Raw genomic sequence first — 23,738 nt, 5'->3', positions numbered from 1 at the left:
TTTTTAGGGAGATGCCTGCCGTTTGTCAACAGAAATAGTGCTGAGAGAAAGTGATGATTCCGCTTAGCTATTTCCGCCATGACAGACAAAAAAACAGCAATTATTATCGGCGCAGGTCCGGCAGGACTGACAGCGGCCTACGAACTGCTTACCCGTACAGACATTAAACCTGTCATCCTTGAAATGTCCGGCGATATCGGCGGCATTTCAAAAACCGTTCGCTATAAAGGCAACCGCATCGACATCGGCGGCCACCGTTTCTTTTCCAAGTCAGACCGGGTAATGGACTGGTGGCTGCAGGTGATGCCTATCGGCGCTCCGGCCGACCAGGTACGCATCGCCTACCAGCAAAAAGAAAGAACTTTAAAGATGTCAGCCAAACAACAAACCCCGCAGCATCCCGACCTGGTGATGCTTATCCGGGACCGGCTCTCCAGAATTTACTACCAGCGAAAGCTGTTCCTTTACCCGCTCACGATGTCTATGAGCACCATCTCAAAGCTGGGCCTGTTAAGGCTCTGCAGCATCATGATGTCGTATGGGTATACCCGTATTTTCAACCGGAAAACCGAAAAAACGCTGGAAGATTTTTTTATCAAACGTTTCGGAAAAGTGCTGTATAAAACTTTCTTCAAAGACTATACGGAGAAAGTATGGGGAAAGCCCTGTCATGAAATAGATGCCGCATGGGGACATCAGCGGATCAAAAAACTCTCGGTGTCCAAAACGGTGCGGCACGCCCTGCAGCAGCTGACAGCCCGCAAAACACCGGCGGATATCCATCAGAAACAAACCGAAACAAGCCTGATAGAGCGTTTTCTGTATCCTAAATTCGGTCCCGGGCAGCTCTGGGAAGAAGTAGCGGAGCGGATTAAAGCCATGGGAGGCGAAATACACCTGCATCAGGAAGTAAAAGGCATCCGCATGACGGCAGACAGGATCACCGGTGCAGATACGGCCACGCAGTGTTTTCTGGGCGAATACTTTTTCTCCACCATGCCGGTAAAAGACCTGGTGGCGGCCATGGACGGACCAGTACCGCCACGGGTGCGGGATATCGCCGCCGGTCTGGAATACCGTGATTTTGTAACGGTAGGGCTGCTGCTGGATAAACTGGTCATAGAACAGGAACAGGGACTTATAAAAGACAACTGGATCTACATTCAGGAAAACGATGTAAAAGTGGGCCGGTTGCAGATCTTCAACAACTGGAGCCCTTTCATGGTCAGTGATCCGGATCGCGTATGGATAGGGCTGGAGTACTTTTGCAACGAAGGCGACGAACTTTGGAGCATGGATGATCAGCGCTTTATTAACTTTGGCATCGATGAACTGGAGAAAATCGGTATCATCCGGCGGGAAGATGTGCGCGACAGCACGCTCGTACGCATGAAGAAAACCTATCCGGCTTATTTCGGCACCTACCAGCAGTTCAATGAGCTGCGGGCTTATACCGATACCATCAGTAACCTGTTTCTCGTTGGCCGTAACGGTATGCACAAATACAACAATGCCGACCACTCTATGTTAACGGCCATGACGGCGGTAGACAATATCGTCCAGGGCGTTACCGGAAGGGACAATATCTGGGACATCAATACTGAACAGGAATATCACGAAGAAAAACAGGCGGTATGAAAAAATGGCAACAATACGATTATCTGATATGCGCGCTTGTGTTTGTGCTGATCTCCCTGGTTTGGTCGCAGTCGTCCAATTACACCTGGGACGATGATGCCATCAGCCGTTTCCTGAACGTACAGGATGCACGCTTTCATCCGAAGCAGTTTTTTTCTTCCTGGAACAGGCCATTGTTTGTGGTGCTGTTTTACCTGCCGGTACAGCTCTTTGGCAGAATGGGGGCGGTGATGACGATGGTGCTGCTGACAGCAGGCTCCGGTATCCTGTTGTACAAAGCGCTGAAGCATAAAGGGGTGCCTCATGCTATTGTTGTCATGGTTTTTCTGTTGTTCCAGACTTTTTTGTTTGGTATTTCGAGAGATGCTATGACGGAGCCGTTGGCCTCTTTTTTGATCTGCCTCGGGATCTATTTTTTCTACCGCAAACAGTTTGGCTGGTTTGCGCTGGTAGGAGGGCTGTTACCGCTGGCCCGCCCGGAGGGCGTGTTGTTTCTGCCTTTCTGGTTATTTCCGTTGGTGCAGCAACGTATGTACCGCTATATTCCGTTGCTGGGAGCGGGGCTGGCCGCGTGGGGGCTCGGCCTGTATGTATTTACCGGTCAGCCGCTGGCTTTGGTGCAGGAAATACTGGCCAGTGGCGGGAAGAAAAACCGCTATGACCGTGTCAGCCTCACGCATCATATCGGCAAATACGTGTATGTGCTGGGACCGGTGGCTTTTTTCTTTTTTGTTTGGGGATACCTGGAGCATTTAAAGAAGATGTTCGCCGATTACTTTATCCTTTTGCAGTTCACCGTTGGCTTCCTGATCTATGTCGGTTTTGCGGTGTTCATGGACCTGGGTCAATCCGGCGGGGCGCTGCGTAACCTGATCACCCTGGCGCCTTTTGCAGCGGTGATCTGTGTGTATGGCTTCAATTACTGGTGGGCCATGTTCGATGTGCCTGTCGCCAAAGGTAAAAAGGTGGTCAAGCCCCCTGACCGCCGGGAGCTATGGATATATGTTGTTTTCATGGTGCTCATCGGGTGGCTGTGTTTTACCAACGAGCTGCATTTAAGACAGACCTACAATCCTGACAAGAAAGACTATATGATTTTTAATGCTTTGCTGGTTTGTTGTCTGCTGGCCGTTTTGCCGGTGTTTGCAAAAAAAGGCCGCCCGCCTTTGGTCATGGCTCTGGCATTGTTGATCTGGCAGGTGGCGTTTACGCTTTATTATGAAAATCCTGCGAGCCATGGTAACGAAGAGCGGTGGGGGATGAACGGTATGACCGCTTTTTTAGGAGAAGGGCCGCTGCGTGACCACAAAGTGTACTGCAACCATCCGTGGTACTTCTGGGCATCCCGCCGTCATCCTGATGATACGACGCATACCGGGGAGATATCTGCGCGGAGTAAGGCGGTGATGCAGCCGGGCCAGCTGATTGTATGGGAGTCGCATTATACCGGGGAGAACTATACGAATGTGCCGATCACCCACTTCCTGAATGACAGCACCTTTTCACCGGTCTATGTCATCCAGAATCCTAACAAGGAGGCGCTGGCGGTGTTGTTTGTGAAGCTCTGGCCACAGATGGCAGACAATGACCGTTTCTTTCAGGCGCTGGTACAGGTATACCCGAAAAACGAACGGCTGCTGTATTTTAAGGGCGTGTACGAACGTGACCGTAAGAAAAACCTGCAGCAATCCGTGAGTGATTTCACGGCGGCAATGGCATTGAAACCCTCTGAGCCGGACCTGTACCTGGGCCGCGGGGTAAGCTGGCTGATGATGAATGATCGGGCCAAAGCCTGTCCTGATCTGCAACAGGCTGCAATATTAGGAGCTCAGCAGGCGGGACAGTTGTTGAAGACGTATTGTAAATAACGTTATCCATTTATGGAAAAAGGGCCGGTATTTATCTTACTAAGATAATACCGGCTCCATATGGTTTTTTATACTTTCACCTGTGGCAGTATCTTTTTGCTGTCTTTTTTACTGATGGCCCACCCCGGACGGACAAACGCAGTTGGCAACCGCTGGCTGGCTATATTCCTCTTCTGCGTGGGGTCTGCACTGCTGGCATTTATTGCGGAACATACGGCATTGGCGGAACGATATGTATGGCTGGTGCCGGTGCTGGAACTGGACCGGCTGTTGATGGCACCGGCATTGCTATTATCGGTATCCTTCCTTTTAATCCCGGAAAGAAAATTATCGTGGTACGACAGTCTTCATATGATACCGGCTTTGTTGTTCGCAGGCATGATGCTGCCATATTTGTTGTCGCTGGCGGGCATCCGCTGGCCTTTGCCGCCGCTGGTGCCCCCGGGAACGGCATTGTCGCGTTATCTGGGGCTGCTGATAGGCGTGTCTGTAAAATTACAACTGGTGGTCTATTGGGCCATGTCTTACCGGTTGCTGAGGCGTTACAAACGCACTGCTGATCTGCGATGGCTGAAGTATCTTTTATGGGGAACGGCGGGTATGATACTTATTTGGTTTAACCAGCTATTTCAAGGTGTCCGGTACCTGTTGCCCTATACAGCGCAGGGCTACCTGCTGGCCATATACGTTATCAGCTATTGTGCTTTCCGTCACCAGGAGATAGCAGGGAACAGCATCGCCGCACCAGCGTTGTCACCCGCAATGTCCAAACCCCGTTTGCCGCCAGAACAAATACCTCCATTGATGAAACAGCTGGACAGGCTGATGGAGGAGGAGGCCTTGTATACAGATAGTGACCTGGGACTTCCGCAACTGGCGGCTCGTCTGGAACTTTCCACGCATGCACTTTCTTTTCTGCTGAACCAGGGATATGGGAAAAGTTTCTTTCAATATATAAACGGATACCGGGTAACCTGCGTAAAACAATTATTGCTGGCACCCAGTCATGCACACCTGAATATGCTGGCAATTGCCTACGAAGCCGGATTTAATTCAAAGACCACTTTTAACAATGTTTTCAGGGAAACAACCGGCATGTCGCCGAGCGCTTTCCGTCAGGCGGCCGGCACATTGCCTGCCTCGTAAATCAGGGCTTAAACGCCAGGCACTTGTGGTGCGGATGGATCCGTTCGGGCGCTGAAATCCTTTACAGTACCTAGTATTACGGTTCATCAAATTTAGTTGCAAAATGAACCGTATTGCATTTTCCCGGAAGCTGATTGTTTGTCTGATCACGGGGTTAGTGGTGGGGGCGTCTTTCAGGAGACTGACTTCCAGATTTATTGGGCATGGGGTGACGTTACCGTTGGTATCATTGCTGGCGTACGTATTGCTGATTGCTTTTCTGTTGACAGCGGTGGTGTGGAACTACCGGGAACGCCGGCGCCCTGCGTCGTCACAGGGTTGGCTACAGGTGATACAGGGCATCCTGTTGTACACGCTGGCTATCGACCTGTGTACCTTCGGTTGGAACAAAGTTTATCATTTGCAGATGGTCGTGCCTCTGGGGCAGCTGGATATCCCCTTTAGTGCGTTGAGCGGGGAGGAGCTTACCTGGGCTTATTTCGGGTGGTCTTATCCATATATGGTGGCCATTGCGATCATGCAAATGACCTGCGCGCTGTTATTGCTGGGACGCCGTACCCGGATGCTGGGGCTTATCATGATCGTACCGGTATTGCTGAATATTATCCTCATCGATACGTTTTACCAGATGCCGCCCGGCGTGTTGTTGCATGCGTCGATATTGATGGCGGGCGTAACGTATCTGCTGATGACGTTGTACCAGCCGCTGGCGGAATTTTTCCTCCGGCGCGACTGGCTGCCGGTCGGGACAGGCTGGAAAGCACCGGTGAAATGGTTGCTCCGTGCAGGCGTGGCCGTGATACCGTTTGTATTAAACGCTACCTACGACTATCCAAACTATCATCCGGAACTGACAGGCAAGTATGTCGTAAGGCAGCTGTCAATCAATCATATTCCGTGCGGGCCGCCGGCAACAGGCGACAGTATGCTGACAAAGGTGTTTATGGACCTGGGGAATGATTTTGTGCTGGAATTCAACGACTGGCGGAGGCGGTATATCGGTACTTATGATTATCGCCCGCAGGATGGTCATCTATCCGCCCGGTGGCGGTATCCTGCCGGTGTTCATGAACCGTTTAGCGGAACATTACGGCCAGACGCGCAGAAAGGTACCTGGCGTTTTCAGGGGATATTGGGCAGCGATACCGTCGAAATGCAGCTGGTGAAGGTGAAACGGTAGTGTCAACTGGACTACCGCTCCGTTTCATACTGGACTACCACATACATTGGTGAGACTGTTATTTTTGTGCTCTTATCAAGACGCATGGAACAAGACGAAAAACATATTATCGGAAACCTGTTTGAACACTGGGCGTACGTAGGGGAGCGGGCAGGCCTGCTTACTACGGCGCCTTTCTATAAAGCCGTCATGCCTGAAGGGTCTGACTGGCCCCGGCGTGTATTTGACGTGGAACAACCGGAAGCGCTGGCCGGCATCGTTGCGCAGATCCATCAGGGATTGTTGCCCAACGCGGTCACTTTTACGGCGTCTGTGGCGGAAGCATTGGAGGCGCCGCTGGCGGCGGCTGGCTTGCAGCCTAAAATGAGTCTGCAGGGAATGATCATCTACCTGCGGGAAAACCCTCCGGGGGAATGCCCGGAGCATATCCGGTTCCGGCTGGCTGACAGTGGAGCGGATGCGTACACCTTCGCCACCATTGCCGCAGGCTCTTTTAGTTATCGTGTAGACGGCGCCGTGGTAGCCCGTTTACTCGGCCAGGAAAACAAAATCAAGATTTTTATCGGTACGGTAGACGGTCAGACTGCCTGCTGCGGGCTGATATTTTACGACGAAGCAGGTAATGCCGGTCTGCATTTTATCGGTACGCTGCCGGATTTCAGAGGAAAGGGGCTGGCAGCGGCCATGACCACGCGGTTGTTGCAGGAATGTGTGGCTGATGGTAAGCGGTATTGCGTACTTCATGCATCCAAAGCGGGCCTGCCGATATATACGCGGCTGGGTTTTGAACCGGTGAAAGAGGTGATCACTTACGCACACACTCTATAAAACCAATAATAAAAGAGGCCTCCCCCGTCTGAGGGAGGCCATTGTTTTAGCGGGTTAGTACGCTGATTATTTCGCGGAGGAACCACCGTCAATCACATATTGGGCGCCGGATATAAACTGGCTGTCATCTGACCCGAGGAACAGGACAAGTTTGGCTATTTCCAGCGGTTGGGCATAACGTCCCAGGGGAATACCCGCCGCTAACTGTTTCTGTACATCTTCCCCTTTGCCCGGTTCGTAACCTTCTTCGATAGAACGCATCATTCGGTTGTCTACCGGTGACGGATGTATGCTGTTGACCCGTATCTTACGGGGAGCTGCTTCCAGCGCGGCTGTTTTCATGATGCCCAGGGTCGCGTGTTTACTTGTCGTATAGGCAATGAAGTTAGCCGACCCGTGCAGTCCCGCTACAGATGAAGTGATGATCATGCTGGCGCCGTCGCTCATTTGTGGCAGTACGTATTTGCAGCCGAGGAACACGCCTTTTACGTTGACGGCCATTACTTTGTCGAATACGTCTTCCGGGAATTCTGTAATGGGTTTTACCACGCCTTCAATACCGGCATTGTTAAAGAAAATGTCAATCTTTCCGAATTTGTTGACGGCCTCCGTGGCATATCGTTCCACGTCGGCGGCCACCGTTACGTCTGCAGCCACATAAGCTGCCTTTGGACCTAATTCAGTGGCGATTTTTTTCAGGGAGGATTCGTCGAGGTCGACGAGGATTACTTTAGCACCTTCTTCGATGAATAGTTTTGCGGTCGTCTGGCCGATGCTTCCTGCTCCGCCCGTAATCAGGGCTACTTTGTTCTCCAGTCTTTTCATGACAATATGTTTTTTTAAAGTAATACAATCTCAACAAAGCACAACAACAAGAGTAGCAGTATGTAGGAGGTAAACAAGCCCGCGGGGTATTTTCGACCTGCCAAAGGTACAACATAATGACAGTAACGCCGGACTGCCTGCCGGAGTTTTAACGTTTTTGTAAGATATGCAGATAACAGTCTATTGTAATAGTAGATAGTTCTTTCTTATCTTAGTACAAAACCTATTTGACATGATGTACAAAGTAATGTTGTGCGCCCTGTTCATGGCAGCCGGTTTGGCTGCCGTAGCGCAACCCCCCAAAGGTAAAGCCACCCTCAATGCCACTTATGGAGCCGGCGCCACAGCTGCCGGGGCTGTTGATGCCGCCAAACTTCCGACCCTCCTGAATAACGAGAGCGCCGAGCTACCGGTGAAAATTAAAGCACAGGTGCTGGACGTATGTCCTAAAAAAGGATGCTGGATGAAACTGAAAGTCAACGACAGCACAACGGCATTTGTCAAGATGAAAAACTACGCTTTCTTTGTTCCGCTGGATATTAAAGGAAAAACCATCGTGCTCGACGGCGTAGCCTACCAGCATACCACGTCGGTAGATGAGCTGCAACACTATGCCAAAGACGCGGGAAAACCGCAGGAAGCCATCGATGCCATCACACAACCCAAAAGGGAAATAAGGTACACTGCCAGTGGTATACGGGTAGTGGAATAAAAACAAAAAGCCATATGCAGGATAAAGCCTCCGAAAGGGCCACCATGCCAAAAGGGACGTCCATCATCCTGGACGACAGAACATTACAAAACAGTTATGCGACACTGGTGCCGTTGCTGAAACCCGGTATGCATGTACTGGACGTAGGATGTGGCACAGGCGCCATCACCGCCGGTATCGCCGGTTTCGTGGGGCCGCATGGCAGCGCCACTGGTATTGATAGCAGCGAACACCTGATCGCCAAAGGACTGGATGATCAACACGACGTACCTCACCTGCAACTGATCACCGCAAACCTTTACACATGGCAACCAGAAAGAAAATACGACCTGATTGTTTCAGCCAGGGTATTACAATGGCTGAACGACCCGCTGGCGGCGCTGCTGCGCTTCCGTGAGTTGCTGGCGCCCGGCGGCCATGTGTCTGTACTGGATTATAATCATACCCGCCTGGAGTGGGACCCGGCCCCGCCGGCTAGTATGCAGCGCTTCTATGAGGCATTCCTCCGTTGGCGCACAGACGCCGGCATGGACAACGAAATAGCAGACCATCTGCCTGCCCTCTTTGAAAAAGCCGGGTATCGCAACATACGGTCCTTTAATGCAGACGAAAAATACAGCAGGACAGAGGCAGGCTTTTCCAATAAAGCGGCCATCTGGTCAAAAGTGGCGGAACTGAGAGGGCCACAGGTGGTGGAACACGGGTTTATCACGGAGGCCGAAAGATTGCTGGCCATCGATGAATATGACGCATGGACCCTGCAAACGGCACAGTCCATGACCATGAAACTGAATGATGTACAGGCTAGTTTCTGAACTGGCTGATAATCAGCAATAACGGCTGCCGGACCTACCGGCAGCCGTTATTATTTTTATCTACTGGTTTACCGGTATTTTTGAGGTGGCCCCTTCTTCATGTAAGGATATTGTAGCATTTTTACAGTAAACTGAAGTGCACATGCCGCTGATGAATGACACTATTGTCCTCGCTATTGTTGATGACCATCCTATCGTCATTGAAGGATTGAGAACGCTCCTGAAGGAAGAACCGCAAATCTCCATAGCGGGTAGCTTTACGCGGGGGAAAGACTTTATGGACTTTTTACAGCACAATAAAGTAGACCTCGTGTTACTGGACATCATGCTCCCCGATACCAGCGGGATGGACCTCTGCAGGGATATCAAAAAGATGTCACCCGATACAGTTGTGCTGGCATTGAGCAATCACACCGAACGGAGCATCATCCTGCAGATATTACAGAATGGCGCCAGTGGTTACCTCGTTAAAAATGTATCTTCCACGGAACTGCTGAACTGCCTGAAAGAAGCGTTGAAAGGGGAGATCGCTTTCAGTAAAGAAGTGAAAGAGATCATTACCCGCCCGGCGCAACATGAATTTAAAAAGGTACCTACGCTGACCAAACGGGAAAAGCAGATACTCCAGTTGGTGTCACAAGGAAAAACCACGCCTATGATGGCCCAGGAACTGAATGTAAGTCCGCTGACCATAGAAACCCACCGCCGTAACCTGCTGCAGAAATTCGACGTAAAAAATGTGGCGGAACTCATGATGGCCGCTGTACAGCATAAGATGATCACCGGCATTTGATCTTCTGCGTTGCCGGCTGTATACATAACTGAAATTTTTTTCTACTTTGTATGCGCTGAATTAAACGTATGAAGAACTTTTTCTCTCTGTCGGGATGTACCCGGTATATCGCCGTGTTCCTGCTTTGCTGTTTTCCTGCCACCGCCTGGGCGCAACGTTATGTATCCCTGGAAGGGACGCCGCTTCCGAAAGGTAACCCGGTTGAAAAAGATGACCTGGTCCACCTTGTCAGACAGCCTTTATTACAATTGTTCCCTGCCACCCACCAGCCGGCGAAAGGCACCGTTTTGCTGTTCCCCGGCGGAGGTTACGGCGTGCTGGCAGTGAAGTCGGAAGGCAGCATGACAGCCGCCTTCCTCAATAAACTCGGCTACGATGTGGCCATGCTGGAATACCGGATCGACGCAGGGCCTGCCACCCGCGACCTGGCGCTGGCCGATGCGCTGGCAGCCTGGCAGTTGCTACGCAACAAAGCCGGCCAGCTGGGCCTCCATACCAAAACACTGAGCATCATGGGATATTCTGCCGGCGGACACCTGGCGGCCAGAACACTGCAGCAGCTGCCGCTGGCAGCGCAGCCAGACAACCTGATGCTGATATACCCGGCTTACCTCCACGAAACCCGCCCCGGCTCCGTATATCCGGCAGTGTTACCGCCGCCGGTACTGCGTTCCCGGCTTTTTACCCTCATCGCCGCGGATGATAAACAGGAGTGGGTAAGCAGCTGCACCCAATATGGTAAAGTCTGGAAAGGCTACGATGGTAAAGGGCACTACGTGCTGCTGCCTGATGGGGGCCACGGCTTCGGCATGCAAAAACAGCTGCCCGGCGCTGCTGCAAAATGGCCGTCGCTGTTGCAGGCTTTCCTTGAAAAGCCCGGCACGACGGCTGCCAGCGTAAACTCCGCCGCTGTACCCACGGAAGGAGACAACCGCAAACGCCATGAACAGAAACTGCAGGAAGCCGCCGCTCAGCAGTACGATCTGATCATGATCGGCAACTCTATTACGCATAATTTTGAAAAGCCGGCCTATCAGGCGGTGTGGAACCAGTTCTTCGCGCCCCGCAAGGCGCTGAACCTGGGCTTCAGCGGCTATCGTACCGAGAATATCCTGTGGAATATCGATCACGGTGAACTGAAAGGGCAGTCGCCCAAAGTGATCATCCTGGAAATAGGGACCAACAATATTGACGAAAAAAATTACCCGGTGCGCCACACTGCCGGCCAGCTGGCAGGTGGTATCAAGGCGATCGTGCAACGGCTGCGCGAAAAACTGCCTGACACAAAGATCATCCTGCTCCGCTGTTTCCCCGGCAGCTATGACGGTCCCAATCCCACATCCCACCGCATGATACTGGACAGGGCATCGGAACTGGTGTCCGGATTAGCGGACAACCAGCATGTATTTTACTGCGATGTAAACCATGTGTTCCTGAACCTGGATGGCACGATCCGCCAGGACCAGATGCCTGACTGGCTGCACCCCAGTTCCGCCGGCGCCCTGTCCTGGGCCAAAGCCATGGAGCCGCTACTGTCCCAGCTGATGGAAGATAGTAGCCGCGACACTGCGCTGCCGGCCAATACCGCCATCATCCCCGTGTCCAGGCTCGAAAACGACAGTTATGATTGGTGGGCAAGGCATGCCGAAGTGCTGCGGATAAAAGATTCCATCGATCCGGAAATTGTCATGATCGGCAATTCCATTACCCATTTCTTCGGCGGTTACCCACTGGTAAGATCGGCCGACGGGCAGCCCCGTAAGCCCAACGGCCCCGAAGCCTGGGCGGCTTTGTTCGGTAACCGCCGGGTGCTGAACCTGGGATTCGGTTGGGACCGGACACAGAACGTGTTATGGCGGCTGGACCACGGCGAACTGGATGGCCTGCATCCGCGGACGGTAGTGCTGTTGATCGGAACTAACAATACCAGTCAGACGAATAACGCCCGCGCCAATACGCCGGCGGAAATTGTGGAAGGAATTGCCACCATCTGTGGCCGTATCCGCTCGAAAGTGCCGCAGGCTAAAATTGTATTGATGGCGGTCCTCCCGCGGGAGCAACAGCCGGACCACCCCCGCAGGGTAGTCATCAATGACATCAACCGGTTGCTGACGGCCTTTGCAGCAAAAGAAAATATCCGCCTGCTGGATATCGGCCCGAAGCTGCTCACACCGGAAGGAGTCCTGCTGAAAGACATCGCCGGCGATTTTGTTCATCCTACAGAGAAGGGTTACCGCATCTGGGCAGAAGCCCTCAAACAGGAATTGTAATAGTGGCAGGCACGACAACTTCGGGCACGTTAATTGTTGCGGGATAACACCGTTAATATATTAAGAAATTGATTATGAAGAGAATAGTTGCCCTGATTGTTGTCCTGCTTTATGGTTACGCCGGTTTTGCCCAGTTTAGTGATTCCACCCACTATCTGGTCAAATATGCATCTACCGGGTCTATCAACCGCACCAACGATGGCAACTCCTACCTGCTGAACAACAACCTGGGTTTTAAGGTCAGCAAGAAAAGGGTGACGCTCAATGCCGGCGCCAGTTACGTGTATGGTAAGAACAATGCTTCGCTGACAAATAATGACGTATCGGCAGCAGTGGATTTTAACCTGTACACAGATACCGCACAGATCTACTACTGGGGGCTGGCCAACTATGACAAAAGTTATTCCCTGAAAATCAATAACCGCTTTCAGGGCGGCGCAGGGATCGGCTATGACCTGATACGCCGCCCCAATGCCTTGCTCAATATCACTGACGGGTTGCTGTTTGAAAACAGCAACCTGTTCCTGCATGATACCATCCAGGATGTATATAGTACCGTGCGTAACTCCTTTCGCGTGCAATACAAATGGACCATCCACAATATTGTGGTGCTGGAGGGCAACAACTATTTTCAGAATTCTCTGATACATGGGGACGACTATATGATCCGCTGTATCAACAGTATGTCGGTGAAGCTGCGCAGCTGGTTAAGTCTCACAGCTTCCATGACCTACAACAAACTGAATCGTACCGACAGGGAGAACCTGCTCTTTAACTACGGCGTTACATTTGAAAAGTATTTCTAGCAGGCTAAAATACCAGCATCCTTCAGCAATTTGCTATCAACAATTTACGGTGGACCGGAATATCTTGGTGTCAGTCTGTAAATACCAGCTGTATGAAACACCTTATTTCCCTGTTATGTTCCGGCCTCTGCGCTGTTACCCACCTGTACGCCTATACGGACCATAAAGACACTACTGCCGTCAATTACGCTGCCATTGCCAGTGCCGCCGACCTTGACTATGATCGTCCGGTTGCGCGTTCAGAAGAGGGGATGCCGGTCGGCAACGGCCGCATGGGCACCCTGGTCTGGACCGTTCCCTCTTCGCTGAAGTTCCAGTTGAACCGTGTGGACGTATTCGGTAACAGCTCCGGCTCCAATAGTTTTTATGAAAGGAACACCGATTACTGTAACGGTACCGGCTATATGGACATAGACTTTGGTCAGGACGTGTTCACCGCGCCGGCCTTTCATCAGCATCTGTCGGTTTATGAAGGACAGTCTGTTGTTTCCGGGAAGAACATATCAGTCCGTGGCCTGGTATGGGAAAAGGAAGATGTACTGGCCCTGGAGATCACGGACCAGCGGAAGGAAACATTGCCGGTAACAACGATGTTGCACATGTTGCGTATGCCTGTCACCCGCAAAGGAAGCCATACTGCCGTGTCCGGATTACGGCAGGAGGGAGACTATATTGTGCTTACACAGGAGTTCAGGGAAGACGGTTATTACTGCAGCAGTGCGTTAGTAGCCGCTGTCAGCGGTCGGGCGGCGGAAGCGGAACAAAACAGCACGACCACCATCCGTTTGAGAACATTGCCTGGCAGCGGAGTATATAATATATATGCTGCCACAGCCGCCAGCTTTGATCCCGGGGAAGATGTGGTGAAAGCGGCGATAGGTAAGCTGGAAGCAGCCCGCAAGAGGGGCTTTTCTGCACTGGTCAATGATAACCGTGACTGGTGGCGGAAATTCTGGGAACGGTCCTATATACAGTTGCACAGTGCCGATGGACAGGCCGATTATGTGGCACAGCAGTACGCATGGTACCTCTACATTATGGGCAGCAGTTCGCGGGGTAGTTATCCTGTCAAATTCAACGGCATGTTGTGGTCCACCAACGGGGACGAGCGTAAGTGGGGGCACCTGTACTGGGGCGCCAACCAGAGCTGCCTGTATAATGCATTGTTCCAGACCGATCATATGGAATTGCTGGAACCTATGTTTGACATGTACAGCAGGGCGTATGATTCCTACGCAGTGGCTGCACGGCAGCAGTGGGGCAGCGAGGGTGTTTACATCCCGGAAACGACCGGCTTCGACAACACGCCGTCGTTGCCTGACAGTATCGCCGCTGAAATGCGGGACCTTTATCTGGTCAGAAAACCGTGGGGGCAACGGTCGCAGGCCTTTAAAAACTATGCCTATACGAAAATGCCTTTCCTGAGCCGCTGGAACTGGAAAAAAGACGAGGGCTGGAAGCAGGGAATATGGCATTCCGCAACTAAAAGCAACAGCACCTTCGGGCATGTCAGCCATATCTTTTCGCGGGGCGCTAAGATCGCTTACCAGTACTGGTTGCGCTACGAATACACGCAAGACACTGCCTGGCTGCGCCAGCGGGCCTATCCCATGATAAAGGGTGTGGCGGAATTTTACCGGAATTTCCCTAATGTCCGCAAGGAAAAGGACGGCCGGTACCATATCTATCACATCAACGACAACGAATCTATCTGGGACGGGCATAATACGGTGGAGGAGATGTCCGCTATGCGCGGAATTTTACCGGTAGCGATCAAAGCCGCGCGGCTGCTGCATACCGATGCTGATATGGTCCCTGTATGGCAGGAGTTTTTGGATCATTTGTCGCCTTTACCGCAGCATACTGCCGCAGGCAAGACCACCTGGAGCCGTTCGCTGCTGCCGGTGTTACAGGGCAATCCGTCAGGGCATCCGGACGGCAATACCATGCCGGTGTGGTTCTTCGATCTGTGTACCCTGGAAAGCAGCCCTGGCATACAACAAATAGGGAACGATACCTACAATACCTATTTCGATAATGGTATCGACAGTACGGCGGGTGTATATGTGCTCTCCAAACTGCCGGCCACCGGGGCGTTGCTGGGAAGACGGGAAGCCGTGCAGTACCTGGTGCCTAACCAGTTACGGCGCCGTAAAAATGAAGAGGTATTATCGAATCGTATGGATCTCAGCGAAGGTTATCAGACTACCAATGTACAGCGGTTGGGAAGGGCGGCAGAGGCTTTGCAGCTGGCGTTGTGCCAGAGTGTGCCGGCCGGCCCTGGCAAGGACAATGTGATCCGTGTATTTGCCGCCTGGCCTCCTTCGTGGGATGCGCAGTTTAGTTTATTATGCCGGGGAGGGTTTGTAGTGACATCGGCGATACAGCAGGGGATTATCCCGTTTGTAAAGCTGGAGGCCGCACAGGGAGGCATGTGCCGGATACGTAACCCGTGGAAGGGTAGGGTGGCGCTGTTTCGCAATGGTAAAAAGGCACAGGTGCTCAAAGGCGGGTTGCTCTCTTTCGCTACTGCCAGGGGAGAGAAGGTCATGCTGCAGCGGGAACGCCAGAGCGAAGCGTTTGAGTAATTCGTAAACGCCGGGGCAAATAACCGGAGCGTTCCCGGAAGGGAACAACTCCGGCTGGTTGGTCGAAAGTACTGTCGACAGATTTGTCGATAAACGACAGGGGAAACTTAGTTTGGTTCGAGCCCCCTTCTGCATAGGCGCCAAATACTACCCTGTTAGGCGCTATCTTGTTGGAGTCTACAAGGTACTTCATGGTAATGCGCAGCCGGTTGGTGTCGGCGCCATAGCCGGGAAGGGAGGGATGGGATGGGGCCTGGCACCGGAATGCTCTACATCGAGGCTGATACCATCCAGTTTCATACGGTCTATCAATACGGCCTATTCCAGGGTACCCGCCAATACTGCCAAACTCTTATAAATCACGTAACTTTAAGCCGGCTTATACCAAAGCCGGCTTTATTTTTGTCTGCAAAAAGCAAACTGTTACGCATGAAAAAGATTCTTTACCCGGCAGCGGCGGTGCTGGTATTGTTGATGGCTGCCTTTACCTTCTTTACCACCCAAAACTGGAAGATCAGCAGCGGATATTCCGTCAAATTCACCGGCAAGTATGCCGACGGCGCATTTGAATCTATGAAAGGCACCGTTGTATTTGATGAACAGGACCCTGCTTCGGCGAAATTTGATGTGCTGGTGGACGTATCCTCCATCAATACCGGCAACGGCCTTAAAAACCGCCACGCCCGCGGAGAGAAGTGGTTCGATGCGGAGAAGTACCCCTATATCCATTTTATCTCTTCTGAAGTGGTGAAAACCGCCACCGGTTACGATGCCAAAGGCACCCTTGATATGCATGGTATCAAAAAGCCTTTCACGATCCCTTTTACTTTTACCCGCAATGGTGATAAGGGGGTGTTCCATGGAACGTTTAAGGTCAACAGGGGAGACTTCGGTATTACCACGCCCCGTGGCGATGAATCCGACTACACCCATCTTACGGTAACCGTCCCCGTTACTGCCAGATAATGCGCCCCGCTCTTTTCTGGTGTGGACTTGCCACCGGGCTGGTAGCTGCGGCATTGTCCGTGGGCTACGCTGTTTTTTACCAGTCGGCGCTGGGAGTGGACTTTTCCCGGGTGGCGCCGGTACCGGCCATCATCAGCGCTAATATGGGCGCCGCTATGCTTGTCACGCTGGCCTGCTGGCTGGCGGAACGCCGGACAGGAGCGGTGCCCCGCAGTTTTAACCGCTGGCTGGTACTGTTTTCGGCGCTCAGCGCCGGCATCCCTTTCATGGTAAATTTACCACTCGATATCTCCGCTCCGGAGCTTTTCCCTGGCCTTATGGCGCCCATGCACCTGCTGCCGGCCCTGATCTGGCTGGCGTTACAGCGCTGGTGGACAACCGGAAGCCGTGCTGATGGCCGTGGATAACTTTTTGATATGCCCGGGAGATTATTGAAAGGGTATCGTTATCTTCGCTACCGAACTTTGTTTGTATACCGAAAGATTTTAGAATGGACCTGATTATCAATGCCAGGCAAGCTGGCAGGAAACACGCACTGATAGAGAAACGAAAGATTGTCATAGATGATTTACCGGTTAACCCGTCACTCCGTGAATTGCTGGCTGCCGTTGTCAAACAACAGGTGAACGCCTATAACGACAAACCTTCAGAGAAAAACCTTTTGCCTTTTCTCTCTAAAGAACAGGTGGCCGACCAGGCCGACGCCGGAAAGGTGGGCTTTGGCAGTATCTACAATGAAAACAAAGCAGATATGTCCAAAGCACAGGAGACAGCTATGCAGGCTTATGAAGATGGCCTGTACGCTGTATTTGCCGATGAGGAGGAGTTACAGGGGCTTGATCGTACTTTTGTATTACATCCCGAAACCGTTATTACCTTCATCCGGCTGACTTTCCTCGCCGGTAGCATCTGGTAACAAACACTTATGCCGACATTCATTTTTTAACCCGATTACCATACCTTAATTCGTTTGACCATGGACGTTAAAGAATTCCTGAAGACCAGGATTAAACCCCATTACATCGAAAATCTGGCCGATGAACTGATGACCGTTTACAACGGTGAAGCTACCCATCCGCTGCTGACAAAAGCGTCTGCAGAAATTGTGCTGATCATGCTGAACAAGCTGCTGGCGCGCGACAGGGATACCAGCTACTATCAGACCTTTGCCATTACCTATAAAGATGAAAAATATAACCGGATCGCTGAGTTGCTCACGGCCGGCTATTGGGATACGAGAGAAGGTGCTAACCTGCTGGAATACCTCTTTGGCAGGGAAACAGGCGCCTATGTTAAACATGCCTGGGAGCAGATGCCCCACCAGATGTACCAGACAGGATATGCCCGCCGCTCTTTCCGCGCGCCCAATGACCCCGAAGTGTATTTTGTGCTCCAGTTGGAATTCTTCCGGCAGATCATTCCCACGGCCTATCAGTTTGTATACTACCCTAAAACAGAGTATACCTGTTTTGACCTGAGCCTGGAAGAACAGGTACGCTATGAAGGAAATTTCTTCGGCGGAGTGTTGTACCGGCTGTGGTCCGCCGCGATCGACCTGGGCAACGACTCCTTTTTTAAAGTATGTGAAGACATCGTCTATAACAAAGATCCCCAGGGTAAGGTCAGCAGCGCATTGATCAAAGCGCTGCTTAACTCCCATAAGCCAGCGGCCTGGAAACTGGTCGAACAGCTGCTGCTGGCGGCACAACGCCAGGAAGGGCTGCGTCAGACCATTATGGAGGCGCTGGATGAAACTTCTGTGGGCGCACTTAAATACATGCTGAAAGTAGTGCTGGACAATAAGCTGACCCGCTTCTCGTCCGTCGTACGGGCCCTGGATGTGTGGGCCGGCCTCTTCTGGGAAGCAGAAAAAGAAAGCACCGTCCGCACTTTCCTCGAGAAAGGCCTGGAATACCTCGAAGCGCCCAACACCATCCCCGCAGCGGTTAAAAGTAAAAATAACACGGACGTATATATGGCGTTGTGGGCGCTCGGCGTGATGGACGTGATGGCTACCCGGCCACTGGTATTTGAGCTGCTGAAAGACAAGAGCGCGGAAAAACGTTGCCTGGCGCTGAAGTTTGCGGTAGAAACAAACTACTACAACGTAGACATGCCGGCAGCCTATGAAGCGCTGAATGACCCGGACCTTGCCGTAAAAACGAGGGCGCTGGTGATCATCAATAATAAAATACATTTTAATACCGGTCACTACGACATGCATTACCCTGAACTGTTTGACAGGCTGCATGCGATCGCACAGAACGTAGACCTTAAAGAGAAAACATTTGAAGGAAACATCTTCTCCTGGATGACCGTCAAATATGAACGCAGCAATGTGTTCAGCGCCATGATCAACCTGGTCAACGGCCGCGATGACCGCCTGGAGATCGTGCTGGGGTACTTCGACGAAATGAACGTGACGCTGCGGGAGCAGTTGTCCCGCTCCCTGTTGAAAGGTTATTCCCCCTATAGTTACCATCAGGAAGAAAAGGAAGGCCCGCTGACGCCTTTTCAGCGGAGCTTCGCGCTGCGCCTGTTGAAAGACAGGGGCGAGTATGTGGTGTCTATTGCCTTCAATGCTCTGCATGACCAGCAGTTTACGCTGGAGGAAATGGAAACGTTCACGGATATACTGAAACGTAAAGGCGCTGCTGTAAGAAGCAGGGCAATTGACATGGTGCTCAGTCAGCAGGATGACGTTGTCACTGCTGTTACAGAGAAGCTCCTGAAAGGTGATACAGAACAACGCCTCGGCGGCCTGGACATCGCGCTGCGGCTGCAGAAAGGCAACCGGTTGGCAGCGCAGCGTACCGCATGGGTCGCCGCTTTCAGGCAAAGAAAAAGCATCTCCCAGAAAGAAGAGATATTATTATCTCAGCTGTCGGAAGAAAAGAATGTATTGTCTTTCTCCGCAGAAAATGGCTACGGACTGTATGATCCTGCAGCTATTTCTCCCGTGGTATTGCCGCCGGTAGATCCCAACGATTACTACAGCCAATGCATGGCGGAAGGCCCCTTCGGTTTCTCCATGCCGATGGCCAGGCTGCATGAGCGTTTTATTCAGCTGAATGAACTGTTTCAACAACATGCTGCGCACGAATATGAAGTGGATAACTGGGATAACACCAGGTCTACGGTACTGCTGGGCAATACCTTCCAGAACTGTAAAGTATATACGCACAAATTCGCTTCGAAAGAAGAGGAATATGCGCACTATCCGCTACCGGAAGTGTGGGATAAATGGTTCGGAGAAAGCGGCCTTGCTCCGCGGGACCTCTTTATCATCACTGTCCTGATGAGAGATATGTACGATATTCATAACGGTGCATTGGGAGAGGGCATTATGAAACGGCACCTTCCTTCCTATGCTGAGGTCATCCCGGAAGTGCTGAGAGGCGACCGTCATTACAAATACAACGATCCGATATTAAAAATAGTGAGGGCGCTGCAGATCATCCATCCGTTTGAACAGCAGCAGGAATTCCTGCTGGGTGGCTGTAAACAGGTGTTCAACGCGCTGACGCCGGAAATACTGCAGTCCTCCGAAAAAACATACAACGGGGTAGTGGGCTGGCAAAGCAGCTCCACATTAAGCAACTTCCTGACTTATCTCAACGGCGTACCGTCGGACAAGCAGCTGTTGCAGGATTGCTGGAACCTCTACCACTGGCGGCAGTTCACCGGCCTGCCGGAGATGGTCCGTGCCTATCCGCCCCCGCTGGAAGTCTTCATCAAAGCCTTCGAAGCCGGCCTGATACCGGAGAGTGAGATGTACCGCGGGCTGATCAGCGCGGAGAACATGCGTATCTTGTCCCGCACCCATAGCCATCATGCAAGAAAACAGGAAAACTATCTTGAAGCGTATCCTTTCCTGGAAAAAATGTTCGTTAAAGTCCGGGAGCATCTCCTGGATATCGAACTGAAAAGGGGAGATTCCGGCACACCGGTCACCCATATGGTGCAAGCCCTGCAAAAGATCTATGGCATAAATCGCTTCGGTGAAATATGGGCCGGCCTGGGAAAAACAACACTCAACCGCGGCTATATCTACAGCTATAGCAGCACGGAGATGAGCAAACAGAAAATATTCAGCCTGCTGCTGAAATGCTGTTTCCCGCTGCCGGAAGATACGCAGGCGCTGTTTGACGACACCGTGAAGAAGATCAAACTCACAGAAGCGCAGCTGATAGAGGCTGCCGTATATGCGCCACAGTGGCAAAAGTTCGTAAGCCAGCACCTCGGCTGGAAAGGCCTGGACTCCGCCATCTGGTGGATGCACGCCCATACAAAATCCGCCGGTAATGAACAGAACGCTGAAGCGGAAAGCGAAATCGCCCGCTACAGCGCTGTGGACCTGCAGGACTTCAAAGACGGTGCCGTGGATAAGGACTGGTTCCTGAATACCTATAAGGAGCTGGGCAAACAGCGCTGGGCCATCGTATATGAAGCGGCTAAATTTATCAGCGATGGGAACGCACATCGCCGCGCACGTTTATACGCTGATGTGATGACGGGCGATCTGAAGATCAAGGAGGTGACGCAAAAAGTAAAAGAAAAGCGCGACCAGGACTACCTGCGTCTCTACGGCCTTATTCCGCTGAGCAGGTCCAACGCGGAAAAAGACGTGCTGGCACGTTACGAATACCTCCAGCAGTTTAAAAAAGAAAGCCGCCAGTTTGGCGCCCAGAAGCAGTCCAGCGAAGGACTGGCGCTGCGTATCGCCATGGAAAACCTGGCCCGTAACGCCGGCTACGCCGATCCTCAACGCCTTTCCTGGGCCATGGAAACACGGCAGGTACAGAACATCCTGTCTAAGGAAACACAGGTCCAATACGACGATGTGACGATCGGGCTGGTGATTGATGAAGAAGGGCAGGCAGATGTAGTCGCTTTTAAAGGAGACAAACAACTGAAAGCCGTTCCACCGAAATATAAAAAAGACAAGAAGATAGAAGAGCTCAATGAGCACAAAAAAACGTTGCGGGAGCAGTTCCGCCGCTCCCGCAAAGGACTGGAAGATGCCATGGTGCGAGGGGATGTGTTCTCTTCAGCGGAGTTGGCCACCCTGTTTGATCATCCGGTGATCTCCAGGCATCTGGAAAAGCTGGTCTTTATAACTGATAAGGCATCCGGCTTCTATCACAGCGGCAGCCTGGTGGACGCCAAAGGCAAACAGACGAAACTGACAGACAAAGACAACATCCGCATCGCTCACAGCAGCGACCTGTATCAGGCAGGCGTATGGAGCGACTATCAGCGTTACTGCTTCGAGAAGTCGGTGCAGCAGCCATTCAAACAGGTATTCCGCGAACTCTATGTGCCGCTGGAAGATGAACTGAAGGAGGTGTCCGTGTCCCGCCGCTATGCCGGTCACCAGGTACAGCCCACCCAGACGACCGCTCTGCTCAAAACAAGGGGCTGGAAAGTGGACTACGAGGAAGGACTGCAGAAGGTCTTCCACAAGGAAGGTTTCGTGGCAAAAATATATGCTATGGCCGATTGGTTCTCTCCCGCAGAAGTGGAAAGCCCTACGCTGGAGACCATCAAATTCCATGATCTTAAAACCTACAAACCGGTAGCGTTTAAAGAGATCTCTCCGCTGATTTTCAGTGAGGTGATGCGTGACCTTGACCTGGTGGTGAGCGTGGCCCATGTGGGCGGCGTAGATCCCGAAGCCAGTCACTCTTCCATAGAAATGCGGAAGGTGCTGCTGGAAGAAACACTGCGGCTCTTTAAACTCACCAATGTGAAAGTTGAAGGCAGCCATGCGACGATCAAAGGCAAACTGGGCGAATACAGTGTACACCTCGGAAGTGCGGTAGTGCATCAGCTGCCGGGCCGGTACATTTCTATACTGCCTGTACACTCGCAGCACAGAGGCCGGATCTTCCTCCCGTTCGTGGATGAAGACCCGAGGTCAGCTGAACTGATCTCCAAAGTGCTCCTGCTGGCCAGGGACCATGAGATACAGGACCCTACGGTGCTATCACAGCTCTCTCAGAATTAAGATATAACAAAAGGTGGCCCCGGGCTTTGGCCCGGGGTTTTTTATGATCGTTTTTTTATCATCAATATTCAGTATGTTTGGTTTTTACCAGTAAGGACTTAAGTCTAATATCGACTGCTATGCAGGGACTACAGGATGTTTCCAATGAACTGATGAACCATTATTCCTGGATGCTGAATTATCTGGCCGGTTTAAAAAAAGATCGCCCTGCCTTCCTGAGCCCTGTTCTCTTACTGGTTAACGACGACTCTCAGAGGATAATAGAGGCCCCCGGCGCTTCCATTGCAGACGATTGGTTTGATCAGTGCCTCCGGGAAAATGATCCCCGGTATGCGGTGTATGTGAAAGAGCAGCTGTTTACCGGCGACACATTGCCGGTCACCGGAGACGTACTGCTGTCTGTGCTTTATGACAAAAACTTTCTGCAGCGGGTCATAATAGCCCAGCCTTATACCTGCCCGCCGTTTCAGCACGCGGGCCGCCCGGTGATGCTGGGACTACTGTCCAATGAACTACTGTATACGCAGCCGCCGGCCTTGTCGCGGCCCGAACGCCCTCCGGGAAAGCGTTTATGGAAATTCCGCTGAATTGTGCCTAATTTGCAGCCACATGGCGCACCGTTATTTTATTATCTATAAACCATACAACATGGTTTCCCAGTTTATCAGTCCTGATAAAGGAAAGGTAAAACTGCTGGGCGACCTGGATTTTTCTTTCCCGGAAGGTACACATGCTATTGGCCGGCTGGACAACCATTCGGAAGGATTGTTGTTGCTCACCACCAACCAGAACGTGACCCGGCTGTTGTTTGAAGGAGCGCGGCCGCACCAGCGTACCTATCTGGTGCGCGCCAAAGGGCATATGCTGCCTGAAACGCTGCAACGGCTGCAGAACGGTGTTGCTATCCGTATATCCCGTGATATGCATTATGTGGCGGTGCCACACCGCGTGACCATCGTACCGAAACCGGAAGGCATGCTGGCCAGGCCATCGGAGCCACCGGAGAAAGCGCCCCATACCTGGCTGCTGATCACGCTCACCGAAGGGAAATATCACCAGGTCCGTAAAATGGTGGGGGCGGTGAAACACCGTTGCCAGCGCCTGATACGTGTGTCCATTGAAGACATGGAGCTGGGTGATATGCAACCGGGGGAGGTGAGGGAACTGGAGGAATCCGTCTTCTTTGACCGCCTGAAAATAGTGACAGACCTATAAAATAAAACCCGAAAATGGGAAGATCCCATTAGGAAGCGCTTTCTTTTCTTGTTAGGTTTGCTTGTTGGAAATCAATGC

18 protein-coding genes are annotated in these 23,738 nt (G+C 51.9%); 17 read left to right on the top strand and 1 reads right to left on the bottom strand.

Translation table 11 applies throughout. The features are described from left to right. The first annotated feature begins 78 nt into the window (after window positions 1-78). From B5D63_RS31190 to B5D63_RS31170, 5 genes are all read left to right on the top strand, one after another. Window positions 79-1,638 carry an NAD(P)/FAD-dependent oxidoreductase gene (locus B5D63_RS31190; protein WP_078672790.1) on the top strand — a complete coding sequence of 520 codons (1,560 nt, stop codon included), beginning with the start codon at window positions 79-81 and terminating at the stop codon, window positions 1,636-1,638. Then, the gene (locus B5D63_RS31185) at window positions 1,635-3,506 is read left to right on the top strand and encodes a hypothetical protein (RefSeq protein ID WP_078672789.1); all 1,872 of its coding nucleotides are present in this window, start codon (window positions 1,635-1,637) and stop codon (window positions 3,504-3,506) included. Before B5D63_RS31190 ends, B5D63_RS31185 begins: the two co-directional genes overlap by 4 nt. Window positions 3,507-3,566: 60 nt before the next feature. After that, a complete protein-coding gene (locus tag B5D63_RS31180; RefSeq protein WP_078672788.1) occupies window positions 3,567-4,652 on the top strand; it encodes a helix-turn-helix transcriptional regulator in 1,086 nt (361 codons plus the stop codon). Between the two features lie 103 nt (window positions 4,653-4,755). Beyond that, a complete protein-coding gene (locus B5D63_RS31175) occupies window positions 4,756-5,832 on the top strand; it encodes a hypothetical protein (protein WP_078672787.1) in 1,077 nt (358 codons plus the stop codon). 84 nt (window positions 5,833-5,916) lie between these two features. After that, the gene (locus B5D63_RS31170) at window positions 5,917-6,660 is read left to right on the top strand and encodes a GNAT family N-acetyltransferase (protein ID WP_078672786.1); all 744 of its coding nucleotides are present in this window, start codon (window positions 5,917-5,919) and stop codon (window positions 6,658-6,660) included. 66 nt (window positions 6,661-6,726) lie between these two features. Here the strand turns inward: B5D63_RS31170 and B5D63_RS31165 are convergent, their stop codons facing one another. Further along, entirely contained in the window at window positions 6,727-7,485 is a 759-nt protein-coding gene (locus tag B5D63_RS31165) for an SDR family NAD(P)-dependent oxidoreductase (protein WP_078672785.1), read from the bottom strand. A 232-nt stretch (window positions 7,486-7,717) separates the two neighbouring features. On the opposite strand from B5D63_RS31165, the gene B5D63_RS31160 reads away from it, so the two are divergent. The 12 genes from B5D63_RS31160 to B5D63_RS31105 all read left to right on the top strand — a co-directional run bounded on the left by B5D63_RS31160 (window position 7,718) and on the right by B5D63_RS31105 (window position 23,660). Next, entirely contained in the window at window positions 7,718-8,197 is a 480-nt protein-coding gene (locus tag B5D63_RS31160; protein ID WP_235021674.1) for a DUF4920 domain-containing protein, read from the top strand. A 14-nt stretch (window positions 8,198-8,211) separates the two neighbouring features. Then, window positions 8,212-9,012, top strand: a complete 801-nt coding sequence (locus tag B5D63_RS31155) for a class I SAM-dependent methyltransferase (RefSeq protein ID WP_078672784.1) — start codon at window positions 8,212-8,214, stop codon at window positions 9,010-9,012. Window positions 9,013-9,154: 142 nt separating this feature from the next. After that, window positions 9,155-9,805 (top strand): response regulator, encoded by a 651-nt coding sequence (locus B5D63_RS31150; protein ID WP_078672783.1) that lies wholly within the window; start codon window positions 9,155-9,157, stop codon window positions 9,803-9,805. Window positions 9,806-9,873: 68 nt separating this feature from the next. Beyond that, on the top strand, window positions 9,874-12,075 hold the full coding sequence (locus tag B5D63_RS31145) for a GDSL-type esterase/lipase family protein (RefSeq protein WP_078672782.1): 2,202 nt from the start codon (window positions 9,874-9,876) through the stop codon (window positions 12,073-12,075). A gap of 74 nt (window positions 12,076-12,149) precedes the next feature. After that, window positions 12,150-12,881, top strand: coding sequence for a DUF481 domain-containing protein (locus B5D63_RS31140; protein ID WP_078672781.1), 732 nt, complete (start codon window positions 12,150-12,152; stop codon window positions 12,879-12,881). Between the two features lie 92 nt (window positions 12,882-12,973). Next, entirely contained in the window at window positions 12,974-15,469 is a 2,496-nt protein-coding gene (locus B5D63_RS31135) for a glycosyl hydrolase family 95 catalytic domain-containing protein (RefSeq protein WP_078672780.1), read from the top strand. 429 nt (window positions 15,470-15,898) lie between these two features. After that, the gene (locus tag B5D63_RS31130; protein ID WP_078672779.1) at window positions 15,899-16,435 is read left to right on the top strand and encodes a YceI family protein; all 537 of its coding nucleotides are present in this window, start codon (window positions 15,899-15,901) and stop codon (window positions 16,433-16,435) included. Beyond that, the gene (locus B5D63_RS31125) at window positions 16,435-16,842 is read left to right on the top strand and encodes a hypothetical protein (RefSeq protein WP_078672778.1); all 408 of its coding nucleotides are present in this window, start codon (window positions 16,435-16,437) and stop codon (window positions 16,840-16,842) included. The genes B5D63_RS31130 and B5D63_RS31125 overlap by 1 nt, the downstream gene beginning before the upstream one ends. Window positions 16,843-16,925: 83 nt before the next feature. Continuing rightward, entirely contained in the window at window positions 16,926-17,351 is a 426-nt protein-coding gene (locus B5D63_RS31120) for a hypothetical protein (RefSeq protein WP_078672777.1), read from the top strand. A 60-nt stretch (window positions 17,352-17,411) separates the two neighbouring features. Then, window positions 17,412-22,445: a DUF4132 domain-containing protein gene (locus B5D63_RS31115; RefSeq protein WP_078672776.1), complete on the top strand. Its 5,034-nt coding sequence runs from the start codon at window positions 17,412-17,414 to the stop codon at window positions 22,443-22,445. 119 nt (window positions 22,446-22,564) lie between these two features. Continuing rightward, window positions 22,565-23,032, top strand: coding sequence for a hypothetical protein (locus B5D63_RS31110; RefSeq protein ID WP_078672775.1), 468 nt, complete (start codon window positions 22,565-22,567; stop codon window positions 23,030-23,032). A gap of 22 nt (window positions 23,033-23,054) precedes the next feature. Next, window positions 23,055-23,660, top strand: a complete 606-nt coding sequence (locus B5D63_RS31105; protein ID WP_078672774.1) for a pseudouridine synthase — start codon at window positions 23,055-23,057, stop codon at window positions 23,658-23,660. Window positions 23,661-23,738: the final 78 nt, after the last annotated feature.

This window comes from Chitinophaga eiseniae (assembly GCF_900167135.1).
Classification (GTDB): domain Bacteria; phylum Bacteroidota; class Bacteroidia; order Chitinophagales; family Chitinophagaceae; genus Chitinophaga; species Chitinophaga eiseniae.
The sequence above is the reverse complement of the archived record's forward strand: the minus strand, read 5'-3'. Positions and strand labels throughout refer to the sequence as shown.